The sequence below is a fragment of the Pseudoalteromonas sp. SWYJZ98 genome, assembly GCF_015864495.1.
Taxonomy (GTDB): Bacteria; Pseudomonadota; Gammaproteobacteria; order Enterobacterales; family Alteromonadaceae; genus Pseudoalteromonas; species Pseudoalteromonas distincta.
On record NZ_JADYXA010000016.1, the window covers coordinates 24566 to 37586 of the forward strand.

Consider the following 13021-nt stretch of genomic DNA (forward strand, 5'->3'; position numbering starts at 1 on the left):
CTAGGGCGTGTTGATCTTTGTGGATTGAAATCTGTTCAATCTAGGGGCGATTAAATCGCGGCGCGAGGTTTGTAACCTTGTGGGCTAAGTAAAAACCGAGCAACAAAGAGTTAATCGTCCCTAGAAAGAACCCAAAGGGCAGCGCATGTTTGGTATTTATGCTGCGTTATCGCCTATTTATGGGGAATAACCACACTACATAGGCTCTGCCTTGCCTAAATACCAAACAGTCTGCTGCAAATTCACCCACCAAAGATCAACACGCCCTAATCTATGAGAAAATAACGGATCACGTTTTTACTAACTAAGGCTAGTTTAATGCTAAAAACAACCCACTTAGTACAACTAACACGCTATTTAAAACACTAAACCACTTCACGTAGCCTAGTAAAAAATTATAAAAAACCATTATAATTAAGACACTTAGGCTCATAAATCCGCAAAATAGTAATGCACCATATCCATCTTGAGTAACTATACAAAGCACCAAGCTTAGTAAAATACTGATCCAAGCAACTAATAGCAGCTTTTTACGTTGGGATTCTGTAGGGCGTTTTTTAAATACATCTTTAAAATGATTATACTTAGCCAGCGCAAAACAGTTAAAACTGAGCAGGCATAGGCTAAACCCAAGTAAATCAATCATGGTTTTTGCCTTTTAAGGTTATTAGATTGACTAGGGCTGATTATTTTTGAGTTGTTTTTAGCAGTACGTAATTTTTCGGTTTGTATAAAAAACAATATACTAAATAACAAAAACAGTGCATCAAAAGTAAATAAAGCCCACTGTTTGTGCATCAAATAGCTAACTAGATTACCGTTAGTTGTAAGGGCATTAATAACCGGTACGCTTAAACATGCAACAGCATTTATAGCTGCCATAACTCGCCATTGCAGTGTGTCGCGCTTTATAAGTGCTAAAAGAGCAACCGCTAGCCATGTTAAAAAGAACGCGAGTATTTCTTTATCGGCGCGCTCTGCGGTAGTTGAGCTAAGTAGTCTGTTAGCAATAAAAAATGCACACGTTGCCAGTGGAAGTCCCATAATAGTGGCTAGGTTTAACCCTTCAACTAATTTTAAACCAAACGAAGGTTTAACGTTATTTTTAGTTCGCTCGCGAATTCGTTTAGCCCACATAATACAGCCAGAGCCAATCATTACACAGCCTGCAATACCGCCTAATACGTATAACCAGCGCAACAACCACGTAGCTAAACGCCCTGTATGCATAGAATTAAGCGATTCGTAAAGCGCTTTGCTGCTAGTTAGCTCGTCATCAGTTTTAGCGACCATTTGCCCTGTAGCACCACTAAATATTAAGCGTGGTGCTTGGTCACGTAGTGTTTTACCTGCGCTTACCAATACGGTAATTGTTGAAGCTGCCATATTTGGTTGGTTAACTTGTACGCGAGTAATATCTGCATGAGGCCACTTAGTATAAACCTGATCTAAAATGCGTTGTATTGGCACCATTGGCAATTCGCCTTGGGCTTTATCGGTCATGGTATTGCGAGGTGTTACATCGTTAAAAAAGCCACGCATGCCGTCATCATAAGAGATTTGCGCAGGGTAGGGAAACAACATAAATATAAGTGTAATTATACCCGTGTAAGTAATCATTAAATGAAAAGGAAGGGCAAGCACAGAGCTTAAGTTATGGGCATCTAACCATGTACGGCTACCTTTGTTACGCCTAAAGCTAAACATATCTTTAAAAATACGCTTATGAATAACCACCCCCGATATAATGGCAATCAGCATAAAAAAGCTAGCAAAGCACACAATCCAGCGTGCGGTTATTGCATCCATGTAATGTAAATCATAGTGCAGCCGATAAAAAAAGTTACCGCCTTTAGTATCTACAAAGGGCTCAAGCTCTTGCATGGTATTAGGGTTTAGCTGTGTGTTTTCAAACCGGCTGCGGCGCTGGCCTGTCTCTTTTGGTTTTGCATAACCATAAATTAAATAAGGAATACGCGGCTCGGGTAATGTAATACGCCAGCTTGATGAGTGAGCTCCATGGCTAGCTAAGTAATCGAACCCTGTAATTATTTGTTGTTTTTGCGCTTCTATACGCTGTGTTTGGGCTTGCACATTATGAATGGCTGGTTGATTCCACAACGTTATTTCGTCTCTAAAAAAGCTAAGAGTCCCTGCAAAAAATATTAAATATAATAACCAACAAACGAGTAACCCTACCCAAGTGTGCAACCAAGTCATCGATCTGAAAAAGCTGTCTTTCATACCCAACCCTTCAGTAATGCAAGCAATCCTATGAACGCTCCTGTACTTAGTAAAATACTGATCCATACTGTTTTTAATGATTTAACGCTAAAAGCATAAATAAATACAACGGCATAAATTAAAATGCTGATTGAAACACTAAACAGCACAGCGTCTTGTTTAGCTATTGGCAATACAAAACTTAATAACGCAGTGCTTGCAGAGGTAAAAGCATAGCCACCAATTATGGCAATAAAAAAACGTAAAAATACCAAAACTCGATAACTGCTTACGCTTTTTACTATAAGCGTAATCACGTTAACCTTATCGAATGGCGCACTGTGCAAAGGTGCCTGCATAGTTAATTAATCCCTTTATTTAAAGCTGAGGATAAAACAAAGGCGCTATTATATATGTTACAAATACAAAAGATAGTTATTCTCATTTGTGATATTTAATTTTTAAGTAAGTTATGCTTACTTAATTACTTAGTAAAATACTGATCTGATATTGTTTAATGATATTGCACAGGCTCTATGTAAAGCTTAAGGTTAATAAACTGAGTAAAAATAAAGAGTGAATAACGATGAGCGATCACGAAAAACTAAATTACGTTGAGTTTCCTGCATGCGACTTACCCGCAACTAAGGCCTTTTTTAGTCGTGTATTTAATTGGCAGTTTACTGACTACGGCCCAGAATACACGGCGTTTAGTGGCCAAGGGCTTGATGGTGGCTTTTTTAATGCGCCGCTTAAATCGCTAACTCAAAACGGTGCTGCGCTATTGGTTTTTTATAGTAACGACATTCACGCTACGTATAAAAAAGTACAACTCCATGGTGGCACAATATTAAAACCTATTTTTGAATTTCCGGGTGGTTGCCGGTTTCATTTTGCAGAGCCGAGCGGCAATGAATTTGCTGTATGGGCAGAGCAACACTAGGTTTTACAAGGCTTGTAGCGCGAATGAGCTTAAAGATCACGATTTTACTAACTAACGCTCGTTTTAATTAAAATAAACCGATTTTTTACCAACTCATTTATCCTAAATGGCCATTTAGGATAAATATTAAGCATTTAAGGCCAAATAAGCATGAATAGTCACCAATTAATAGAGCAAGTTAGTAAATGCGTGATCTGTGAACCTCATTTACCTTTAGGGGCTCGCCCTGTTATACAATTTAACCCAAACGCACGTATTTTAATTGCAGGGCAAGCACCTGGAATCAAAGTTCACGAAACAGGTGTGCCGTTTAACGATGCAAGCGGAAACCGCCTGCGAGAATGGCTTGGGCTAACACGTGATGAATTTTACGATGCCAATAATATAGCAATTTTACCTATGGGCTTTTGCTACCCGGGTAGGGGGAAGTCGGGTGATTTACCACCGAGAAAAGAATGTGCCCCTGCATGGCGCGAGCAATTATTGGCTGCACTACCAAATATTGAGCTGACAATAGTGCTTGGTAAATACGCGCAGGCGTATCATTTACCAGAGACTAAAAAAATGCCACTTACGGAGTTAGTAAAATCGTGGCGTGAGTATTGGCCAAATTATTTAGTGCTTCCACATCCGAGTCCGCGTAATAATATATGGCTTAAAAAGAACCCATGGTTTGAACAAGATGTACTTCCAGAACTAGATAAGCACGTGGCTGCTATTTTAAATAAGTAATACTTCTAGTTATTGTAAAGGGGCGTTACAGTTAACTTAAAAATTAACACTCTAATTAAAAACAATAACAAACGAGGCTGTCTAATTTGAATGCATCTATATTAACTGAAGTAATACTTCCGCTCGCCCTTGCACTTATTATGTTTGGTATGGGTCTTGGGCTCACAACAACCGATTTTACTCGTTTATTTAAAAGCCCGCTTGGCATTGTCATGGGTTTAATAGGCCAACTTGTAGCAATGCCTTTATTAGCATTAGGGCTGTGTTATTTACTAAACCTACCAACGCCTATCGCTATTGGTTTAATGATATTAGCTGCTTGCCCCGGCGGTACTATGTCAAATGTAGTAAGCCAGCTTGCTAAAGCTAATTTAGCGCTTTCGGTAAGTTTAACAGCTGCCTCTACCGCAATTAGTATAATAACCACACCGTTTATTATTGGCTTTGCTATGAGTCAGTTTGCCCCAGCGGACGATGCTACTTTTTCTATTTTAACTACTTCATTAGGGCTATTTTTTATTACCTTAGTGCCAGTTGCTATAGGCATTTGGTTGCGTCACTTTAAAAGTGATTTTGCCATTAAAGCAGAGCCGTTTTTTAGACGCTTCTCGTTGTTTTTTATGCTTATGATGATTGCCGCACTAGTAATAAAAGAGCGCGATTTATTAGTTAGCTCATTTAACAACGTATTTTGGGCGTGCATAGCGCTTAATATTGGTTCAATGGTTGTTGGTTGGTTAATTGCTAAGTGTTCAAAATTAAATTTAACTGATTCGCTGACGCTTTCAATTGAGGTTGGAATTCAAAATGCATCGTTAGCTATTTTAATCGCTATTAGCTTTTTAAATAAACCAGAATACGCAGTTACCGGTGGCGTGTATGGCCTTGCCATGTTTATAGGACCACTGCTATTAATTGGCGGGTTAAAGCTTAAAAATAAACGTACCGCTAGGGCTGTTAACTAGGACTTTTAATTAGGGCATGTTGACCAAGTTACTTTAATTTATGGCTGCGGATAACGTAGCCTTAAACTCAAGTCTAAAAATACCACCAGTTAAATGTATGCTCTGCACTCATCGCGCCAACAAGTTGTAAGCTTATAAAACACTCTCAAGCTTGAATATTGCGCCAGGCGCTGAGCTTGCTCGCGCAAGGAGCGAAGCTTCTAATAACTAAGGCGCATTTTAGGATGGGATAAGAGTATAAGTAATACGGTGAAAATAGCGCCTCAAATATGAGGCGCTACTTTAAAACTTACTATTTGGTTTGCATGTTTTTAGCGCGTTCTTCTGCATCTATTAATGCTTGCGATTTAGGCGCGCGTTTTTTCTCTTCTATTTTGGGCTTTTCAGTTGAGTCAGGATCCCAGCTTGAGTCTAACGATAAGTTAGCAAATGGATTTTTACTGTCTGCTTTTTTAGGCTCACTTACTGGCTCATCAACTTGCGGTGTTGTTTGTGTTTGCTCAGGTGTTGCGCTTTGTTTTTTAGGCATCGGCTTTTCACCAGGTAATGGTGCATCTGGGTTAAATGTACGTACCTCTGGTTCTTTAAAGTCTTGCTCTGTTGTATATGTAGTCGATTGAGCGTCAGCTATTTGCTCTGGTGCGTGTAAATCTACAACCGGCTCACTCGCTGTTACTGGCTCAGGAGTACTAATAACCGGCTCTACAGTGTTATGTTCGGCTTCTATTGGCGCAGGCTCCGTTACTTGCGCTGTATGGGGCTTACGTTGTTTTTTTACAGGCTTTGCATCTGGATCAAAGTCGCGTACTTCTGGCTCATTAAAGCTGCTGGCATTTTTAATACGCTCTAAGGTTGTTTTGGCGGCGGCTTCAAACTCGGCTGTATTAGGCTCAGGTTTTTGCTTTACTTCGTTAAACGTAGCGGTACTTGTTTGCTCTAAAGTATCTGCTGGCTCTATTTGTGCAGGCTCAATTTCTCTTGTTTGCGATGATGTACCTACGTTGTTTTGCTCATCTGCAATTTGCGGTGGTGTATGTTCAATATCTGCATTTTGTGAAGTGTTCGTAGGCTCTAAAGGCTCTTCATTTGCCTCTACGCTGCTCTCAACTGGTTTATTATTTTGTGTTACTTCGTTGATGAAGACAGGCTCAATCTCTGGCTCTTTTGTTGTTTGTACTGGCTTTGTTGCTTTAATTTCAGGTTTCACTGGCGTAGCAATTTTTTCTGATTCAACTTCAGGTGGAGGCGCCATAGTAGGTTCTGCCATCGCTTTACTTTGTTTTGCACGGCGCAGGCGCACGACTATCATAGCGCCAATAAGTACCACTATAACAAGTATTAAAGTGGGTAAAAGTAATGAGCTTGTGCTTTGTGCTGCACTTTGCGGTGCAATAACTGGCGCTGGTTTAGTTAACACAGGTGCTGGTTTTACAGGTACAGGCTTTTCAAGCGTAGGTTGCACGCTTTGCTTTGGCGTCGCTGGTTGTAGTTGCTTTATTGCGGCTTCGCTTTTTTGTTCTGTAACTACTTGCTCGGGTACTGCTGTTGTTGGCTGTGCATCAATTACTATTTCGTTACTATTGGTATTTAGCTGATCGTTAATTTGTTGTTTTTGATCATCAGTTAAATTAAGTGTTTGCTCATTGATGCTATCTTTAACAGCTTCTTCAGTGGGTTCAATTACAGGGGCAGGTTCAACAATTTTAGGTTGTGGCTGAGTAATAATGGCTGGCTCTGGCTCTATTATCTGTGGCTTTGGTTGTGCTTGAATTTCTTTTGGCTTATTACAGTTGTTTTTGTAATCACGCGCTGCCTTACGATATTTTTGACTCGCTTTATTATTACTATTTTGCTGCATTTCTTGTTTAATTAAAATGCACATAGCTTCGTTGTATGCAGCACTTTGCGCACTATAAAATAGGGCAAAGCAAAGGGTAAATCTAATTAGTTTTGATATCATAAAGTTATGCGCGCTTAAATATTAATAGTTTGATTTTAAGCGCAAAATTGAAAATTATCCAGAGTAATACGACTAATCGATAACCATAAGGCTGCGATATTCATCGTAAGCAAATTGGTCTGTCATACCGCTTATATAATCTTGAATTAATCTACAACGATAATAAAATTCATACGCTGCAAAGTGATCGGGCTCTTCTTGCATCGCATCTATTGCGTGTTGGTAACTATTTAAGTGCTTTTTAGAGAGCTTTTTTACAAGTCGCGACTCAATTAATAAACGTGAATCGCCATTTAGTGCACGCTTAAAGTCATCCTTGTTTAGTAGCAGTAATGGTTTATAGCAATCGAGCAAACCATTAATTATGCGATACCCTTGTAGCTCTAATTTTTCGACTTCTTTGTTTGAAAATACATGCTCAAGTGCCACTTGCTTTAGCATTTTGGTTACAGCGTGTAGATGGCTCCTATCTTCTAAAAGTGCTTGGTTAAAATCGCCATGATAAATAGGTTCTATGTTCTCAATAAAGCGTTTTGCAGCATGTCCAACTAGCGGATGTAAAAGTGCTACGCGCAGGTATATAAAAAATTCGCTGTTAAAGTTATACGGTTGTGCTTTGGCGCGCTCATGTGCGTAGTCAACTGCTTTATCTACAAAAGTTTGGTGATCTGTGTCGTCTATTGTTAGGTTTATGAGTGCTTTTTTATAATGACTTTTAAGCTGTGTACATAAGAATTCGGTGCTTATGATCCCTTTTTCAACAGCATCCTCTATATCGGCTAGGCAATACGAAATGTCGTCGGCGGCTTCCATTATATAACTTGCTGGATGGCGGCAGTAAGGCTCAATAGTGAGCTCTTTTTGTAGTGCTTCAACAAAGTTTTTTTCGCTGTAGTAGTAACCTACTTTTTTCATTAGGTAGTTTTTATTTTGCGGTATATCTTTTGTATCAAGCCCTGCAGGTCGAGTGTATTTTAAAATACCAGCACTTTGGCTATAAGTTAAATTAAGCGTTTGCAACGAATGAATTATACGTATGCCTTGAGCGTTGCCTTCAAAGTTACAAATATCAAGCGCAAGGTGTTTAAAAACAACACCTATACCGGTATTGGGCTCTTTGCAGCGCTCGGGTGTTACGCTTGCTAGGTTGTTATTAAACCAGTGGTTTATTGCAGCTTCGCCAAAATGTCCAAACGGTGGGTTGCCTATATCGTGCATTAGGCAGGCCATTTCTACTAAGCTTTCTAGGGGGCGTTCTAGCTCGGTTAAGCCGTAATCTTTTTGTTGTTGGTAGCTTAAATTTGCAAAAATACGTTGCACTATAAAACGACCAACCTGTTGTACCTCAAGCGAGTGAGTTAAGCGCGAACGAACAGCTGCGTTACGCTCAAGCGGAAACACTTGTGTTTTTTGCTGAAGCCTGCGAATAGCGGCACTGTTAATAATACGGCCACGGTCGCTTTCTAGCGCCATTTGTAAGTTGGAGGTTGTGCGATACATTCGTGCTGGCGTTATTTTTTTACTAAAATCTATGGTCATCTTTATACTTATCCTTTTTACAATTGATGACTGGCATAGTTTTTAGCACATAGTCATTTGTCTTTAATATACAGGGTTTAATCTATCAGTTTGTATCATAAAGTAACAACTTGCTTTAAAATAATTTTTTGAGTAATTGTTGTGCATTTATAGGTGTTTATAATGAAACAGTGGATTTTAAAGGCAGTATCAATTTGCCTAATGTTAGGAATGAACAGCGCATTTGCTGCAAAAGAGCAAACTGTGGTGCTTGTATCAATTGATGGCCTGCGTTGGGATTATATTGAAAAACACGGCGCGCCAAATTTAAAAGCAATGGCCGAGCGCGGTGTTCGCGCACAAAAACTAATACCTGTTTATCCAACTAAAACGTTTCCTAACCATATTTCTATTATTACGGGCTTACTGCCGGTAAACCATGGCATTGTTGATAATAGCTTTTGTGATAAAGCGCGTAAAAACGACTGTTACAGCATGGGCAAAGCATTGGGCGATAGCACTTGGGTGAAGGGGATTCCGCTTTGGAATTTAGCAAAAATGCAGGGGCTTAAATCGGCTACTTATTTTTGGCCTGAGTCAGATGCATTATTTAACGGCATGACACCAGATTACTTTTATCACTATTCTAAATACAGCGATTACCAAAGCCGTGTTGATCAAATTATTCAGTGGTTAAGTTTACCAAAAGCACAGCGCCCACGTTTTATTGCGAGTTACTTTTCGCTAGTTGATAGCATGGGTCATGAGTTTGGACCAGACGCACCACAAACGCGAGATGCAGTTAAACAGCTTGATGAATTAATGGGGCAATTACAAACTCGCTTAAGTAAATTAGAGCAAGAGGTAAACTTAGTTATTGTCTCGGATCACGGTATGGCGAGTATAGATCCAGATAAAAGCATTGATGTAACCACACTGCCTCAAGATGAAAACTTTTTAGTTAAAAACACCGGTCCACGTTTACTCATATACACTCAACCCGATGCAATAAATGCGGATATAGCCGGCTATAAAGCTCGTTTACAAAAAGCAGCAAACGGTCGTTATACAGTATTAACTGACGAGCAGTTAGCAGCGTATCATTACAATAAAGGCACTCGCGTAGGCGATATTGTGGTGCAAACTACAGCGCCAGCGGTATTTACCAATGGTAAAAAACCAACCTATTTAGGGACTCACGGTTATGCATATACCGAGGATATGGCAGCATCATTTATTGCTGTAGGCCCTGCATTTAAACAAGGTATAAGCCTTAAAGAAGTGAGTAACCTTGATATTTACCCAGTACTTGCAAAAGTGATGGGGCTTAAATTGTTAAACAAAGTAGATGGCAATGGTAAAACATTAATGCCAGCAATTAAGCAAAAAGTGGTTGTGCATTAGCTTAATTTATAAGAGCGCGTAAGCGCTCTGCAGGGAAGAACATGTTAAAACTTTAAAGTGGGCTATTTAGCCCACTTTTTTACTGCGCTACTTATTTAAAGTTAGCAATACTTGTTTTTGTAGCAGTAACCGTGCGAATTGCATACGCTTGGTTTGTAATACCAAATGCAATACCGTTTACGCTCCAGTTAGGGTTAGAGAAGTAATCGTACTGAGTTGCGCTACCGTAAACGTGCGGGTAAGCCATTATACTTGCAAACTCATTTTGTACGCCATGACCCATGCCATCTACATATACACCGCCAGATGTGTCACCTTGTTTGCGTGAATGCGCTAAACCTTGGTTATGACCAAGTTCGTGTACAAATGTAGTTGCACCACAATCAATTGCAGTGATTGAGTACATACGGCTGCTCATTGAGCTATATAGATTGCCATTAGTGCCTTGGCCAACCCACGCTAAACCACATGAAATAAGCCCATTGCCAGCACTTTGGCCAGTACCTAATACGGCAATCATGTCGGCTTTCCAATCGCTGCGTAAACCATCTACGTAGCTGCTATTTGTAACCGAATCTAACCAATCCTCAGACGGCGTTACTGCGTAGTCACCTAAGTTTTGTTTGCCAGCTAAGCGTAGTGTTATATCAACGCCATTTTGGCTATATACCTGATTACTAAAAGCAATTAGTTGATTTATTTTAGTGTCAATATTGCTAGTTGCAGCAGCTGATTGGTCGGTATATAAAATACCGATATCGATTGTTTCTGCTTGTGCAACACTTGCTGCACATAATGCCGCAGCCAGTGCGGTTGTTGTGATTACTTTTTTCATTATTGTATTTCCTTACTCTTGTTGTGGTTGGAACTTGTTTTTAACTTGGTTGAGCTCATAAAAAGCAGACACACTAAAGCTGCTTTATAGTGCGGCTTTAGTTGTTTTTTATATTTTGATTATTGGTTAGCCATCAATTTTTGGTGCAAATATATCGATGCTTTTATCTGATTTGGGCTTTGGTGCGGTTACTTCATGCTCTATGTGGCTTTTATATAAATCGCGTTTTGCTGCAATCCATCCGTACTTACCTTTACTTTCGAATACATAGTTGCCAGAAGGTGCAGTAAATTGGCCATATACGGCATCTTTACCTACCGTTAAAACGGTATTATGCATGCGGCCATCAACACCCACTATTTTGCCAAATATGCTCTTATCGCCATTTTCAGACTCAACCACATTAGTCACTTCTGCGGTGAATGTTTCGGCTGTTTGCGGAATAGCTAAATCAAAATTTTCGCCAGTTTCTAAAGCCTGTAAAGAATTTAAATCAAACTCAATGTAGGCTTCGTTATGTAAGTCGGTAGGTAAAACTTTTGCGTTTATAAGCACTTGCTTTGCTTTGTCGGATAGGCGATTTACGGCATCAAATTCTTCAAACGGTAAATTGTTGTCAGGGGCAACAATGGGTTTAACGGTAATTGGATCTTTACTCATATCAATAGGTGCAGGGGGATGTGTATTGCGCGTTTTTTGTAAATCAATAGGAACAAAATCAATAGCAACAGGCGCGATAGGTTCGCCCGTTTCATCTGCATTAAAAAATAGCCCATAAACTGCAAATGCCGATAATGGTATAGCAATTAGTAAGACGACAGATCTCTTCATTTGTTTCTCTTTTAGTGTTTTTAGTTAACTGTTTGTTACGTTTTATATTATTAAATGGATTAGATCAAGATAATAAATGTAACCGAAAAGAATTAATTCTAAATTTCATAATTCCTTATAAAATATAAGGATATTTATTTTTGGTGTGTTTTTTGCTCTTTTTAGTATTGGTTTTTAGTAGTGTTTACGCGGGCTTTGGCGCAGTTACAGGTACTTGTTTGTTTAGTTAAATACAATGGTTAAAAGTGACTTTTTGACGTTAATTACAATGAAAAATAAAAAGTGAATTTATTTCACCTTTTGTAAACCAATCGCTAATTGCAATGTAATTATTGGGCACGTATGTTGTGTGCTGCATAAATGCATTACGAGGAATTTATGAAGGTGTCTGATCAGTTGCTTAACCGAATTACAGCAGGACTTGTGGCTGTAATTATTGGTTTTTCGAGTTCTATTGCATTAATTTATCAGGTAGTGATAACCCTTGGTGGTACGCCCGATTTAGTAGCTAGTTGGATTTTAATGCTCGGTTTAGTGATGGGCACAACGTCAATTGGTTTATCGTACTATTACAAAGTACCTGTTTTAATTGCGTGGTCTACCACGGGAGCTGCATTACTTATTTCAAGTGCCCAAGGGTATAACTTAAATGAGGCTATTGGCGCGTTTATGCTCAGTGCATTGCTCGTGTTTTTGTCGGGGGTTACGGGCTGGTTTGAAAAAATAATGAACCGTATTCCAAGTGAGCTTGCATGCGCCATGTTGGCCGGCGTGCTTGTTACCTTTGGTATCGATGTGTTTAATTTTATGAACGACATGCCTTTAGTAATTGGCTTAATGGTCGTTATGTACTTTATTGGTAAACGCTTTTTTGCCCGCTTTGCTATGTTAAGCGTGCTTATTATAGGTGTATTACTCGCTTGGCAAATGGGCCATATTGATACCAGCGCGCTGCACTGGAAAATGAGCGAATTTGCTTATATTGAACCCGCTTTCCACTTGCAAGCATGTATTAGTATAGGTTTACCACTTTATATAGTTACCATGACTTCGCAAAATTTACCGGGTATTGCGGTTTTAAAAGCACATAAATATAAAGCGCCTATATCTGCATCTCTTAATGTTACTGGCTTTGTAAATATGCTTAGCGCTCCTTTTGGAGCCTACTCTATTAATTTAGCCGCGATTACCGCAGCTATATGTATGAGTGATGAGGCGGATAAAAATCATGATAAACGTTATTGGGCGAGTATAGCGGCTGGCGTATTTTATATTTTAATGGCGTTGTGCGCAGCTACATTAGTTGGCTTGGTAGCAAGTTTACCACAGGCACTTATTTTAGCTTTGGCGGGCATTGCGCTATTTGGCACCATTGCTAATAGTTTGCAGCAAGCCCTTAGTAGTACTGAATATACTGAGGCCGCAATAGTCACTTTTTTAGTAACTGCATCTAACTTAACATTGCTCTCAGTAGGGTCTGCTTTTTGGGGGGTTATAGCGGGTGTGCTAACGCTTATTATCACCAGGAAAGACTAAAAACTGTGAATATGTAAAGCGAAATTATTGCTCATATAGATGATTAAAATAGTTTAACCACGCTTATTAAAAAG

The 13021-nt window shown here is 39.3% G+C and carries 12 protein-coding genes; 5 read left to right on the plus strand and 7 right to left on the minus strand.

Features of this window, described 5'->3' with window-relative positions:
• Positions 1-310: 310 nt before the first annotated feature.
• From I6F10_RS11230 to I6F10_RS11240, 3 genes are read right to left on the minus strand one after another with little or no spacing between them, the layout of a single operon-like run.
• Complete coding sequence (locus tag I6F10_RS11230; protein ID WP_165723793.1) at positions 311-646, minus strand: DUF3325 domain-containing protein; 336 nt, start codon at positions 644-646, stop codon at positions 311-313.
• Positions 643-2244 carry a PepSY-associated TM helix domain-containing protein gene (locus I6F10_RS11235; protein ID WP_165723794.1) on the minus strand — a complete coding sequence of 534 codons (1602 nt, stop codon included), beginning with the start codon at positions 2242-2244 and terminating at the stop codon, positions 643-645. The genes I6F10_RS11230 and I6F10_RS11235 overlap by 4 nt, the downstream gene beginning before the upstream one ends.
• On the minus strand, positions 2241-2582 hold the full coding sequence (locus I6F10_RS11240; protein WP_165723795.1) for a hypothetical protein: 342 nt from the start codon (positions 2580-2582) through the stop codon (positions 2241-2243). The genes I6F10_RS11235 and I6F10_RS11240 overlap by 4 nt, the downstream gene beginning before the upstream one ends.
• Positions 2583-2809: 227 nt before the next feature.
• Here I6F10_RS11240 and I6F10_RS11245 point away from each other — a divergent pair, with 227 nt between their 5' ends.
• From I6F10_RS11245 to I6F10_RS11255, 3 genes are all read left to right on the plus strand, one after another.
• Positions 2810-3166 (plus strand): VOC family protein, encoded by a 357-nt coding sequence (locus tag I6F10_RS11245; RefSeq protein ID WP_039488837.1) that lies wholly within the window; start codon positions 2810-2812, stop codon positions 3164-3166.
• Between the two features lie 150 nt (positions 3167-3316).
• Complete coding sequence (locus I6F10_RS11250; protein ID WP_138490136.1) at positions 3317-3898, plus strand: uracil-DNA glycosylase family protein; 582 nt, start codon at positions 3317-3319, stop codon at positions 3896-3898.
• A gap of 86 nt (positions 3899-3984) precedes the next feature.
• Positions 3985-4863, plus strand: coding sequence for a bile acid:sodium symporter family protein (locus tag I6F10_RS11255; RefSeq protein ID WP_165723796.1), 879 nt, complete (start codon positions 3985-3987; stop codon positions 4861-4863).
• Positions 4864-5155: 292 nt separating this feature from the next.
• On the opposite strand, the gene I6F10_RS11260 is transcribed toward I6F10_RS11255, so the two are convergent.
• Together I6F10_RS11260 and dgt are read right to left on the minus strand one after the other, a co-directional pair.
• Positions 5156-6823, minus strand: coding sequence for a cell surface protein (locus I6F10_RS11260; protein ID WP_197098847.1), 1668 nt, complete (start codon positions 6821-6823; stop codon positions 5156-5158).
• Between the two features lie 72 nt (positions 6824-6895).
• A complete protein-coding gene (dgt, locus tag I6F10_RS11265; RefSeq protein ID WP_197098848.1) occupies positions 6896-8362 on the minus strand; it encodes a dGTPase in 1467 nt (488 codons plus the stop codon).
• A gap of 162 nt (positions 8363-8524) precedes the next feature.
• On the opposite strand from dgt, the gene I6F10_RS11270 reads away from it, so the two are divergent.
• A complete protein-coding gene (locus I6F10_RS11270) occupies positions 8525-9745 on the plus strand; it encodes an alkaline phosphatase family protein (RefSeq protein ID WP_039488828.1) in 1221 nt (406 codons plus the stop codon).
• Positions 9746-9836: 91 nt separating this feature from the next.
• On the opposite strand, the gene I6F10_RS11275 is transcribed toward I6F10_RS11270, so the two are convergent.
• Entirely contained in the window at positions 9837-10580 is a 744-nt protein-coding gene (locus tag I6F10_RS11275) for a zinc-dependent metalloprotease family protein (protein WP_002959157.1), read from the minus strand.
• Positions 10581-10706: 126 nt separating this feature from the next.
• Positions 10707-11411: a hypothetical protein gene (locus I6F10_RS11280; protein ID WP_182692382.1), complete on the minus strand. Its 705-nt coding sequence runs from the start codon at positions 11409-11411 to the stop codon at positions 10707-10709.
• A gap of 378 nt (positions 11412-11789) precedes the next feature.
• On the opposite strand from I6F10_RS11280, the gene I6F10_RS11285 reads away from it, so the two are divergent.
• Positions 11790-12947, plus strand: coding sequence for a benzoate/H(+) symporter BenE family transporter (locus I6F10_RS11285; RefSeq protein WP_197098849.1), 1158 nt, complete (start codon positions 11790-11792; stop codon positions 12945-12947).
• Positions 12948-13021: the final 74 nt, after the last annotated feature.

Excerpts from the sequence above, each read along its gene's own strand:
- I6F10_RS11230 (WP_165723793.1), bottom strand. The coding sequence starts at position 646 with ATGATTGATTTACTTGGGTTTAGCCTATGCCTGCTCAGTTTTAACTGT.
- I6F10_RS11235 (WP_165723794.1), bottom strand. The coding sequence starts at position 2,244 with ATGAAAGACAGCTTTTTCAGATCGATGACTTGGTTGCACACTTGGGTA.
- I6F10_RS11240 (WP_165723795.1), bottom strand. The coding sequence starts at position 2,582 with ATGCAGGCACCTTTGCACAGTGCGCCATTCGATAAGGTTAACGTGATT.
- I6F10_RS11245 (WP_039488837.1), top strand. The coding sequence starts at position 2,810 with ATGAGCGATCACGAAAAACTAAATTACGTTGAGTTTCCTGCATGCGAC.
- I6F10_RS11250 (WP_138490136.1), top strand. The coding sequence starts at position 3,317 with ATGAATAGTCACCAATTAATAGAGCAAGTTAGTAAATGCGTGATCTGT.
- I6F10_RS11260 (WP_197098847.1), bottom strand. The coding sequence starts at position 6,823 with ATGATATCAAAACTAATTAGATTTACCCTTTGCTTTGCCCTATTTTAT.
- dgt (WP_197098848.1), bottom strand. The coding sequence starts at position 8,362 with ATGACCATAGATTTTAGTAAAAAAATAACGCCAGCACGAATGTATCGC.
- I6F10_RS11270 (WP_039488828.1), top strand. The coding sequence starts at position 8,525 with ATGAAACAGTGGATTTTAAAGGCAGTATCAATTTGCCTAATGTTAGGA.
- I6F10_RS11275 (WP_002959157.1), bottom strand. The coding sequence starts at position 10,580 with ATGAAAAAAGTAATCACAACAACCGCACTGGCTGCGGCATTATGTGCA.
- I6F10_RS11280 (WP_182692382.1), bottom strand. The coding sequence starts at position 11,411 with ATGAAGAGATCTGTCGTCTTACTAATTGCTATACCATTATCGGCATTT.
- I6F10_RS11285 (WP_197098849.1), top strand. The coding sequence starts at position 11,790 with ATGAAGGTGTCTGATCAGTTGCTTAACCGAATTACAGCAGGACTTGTG.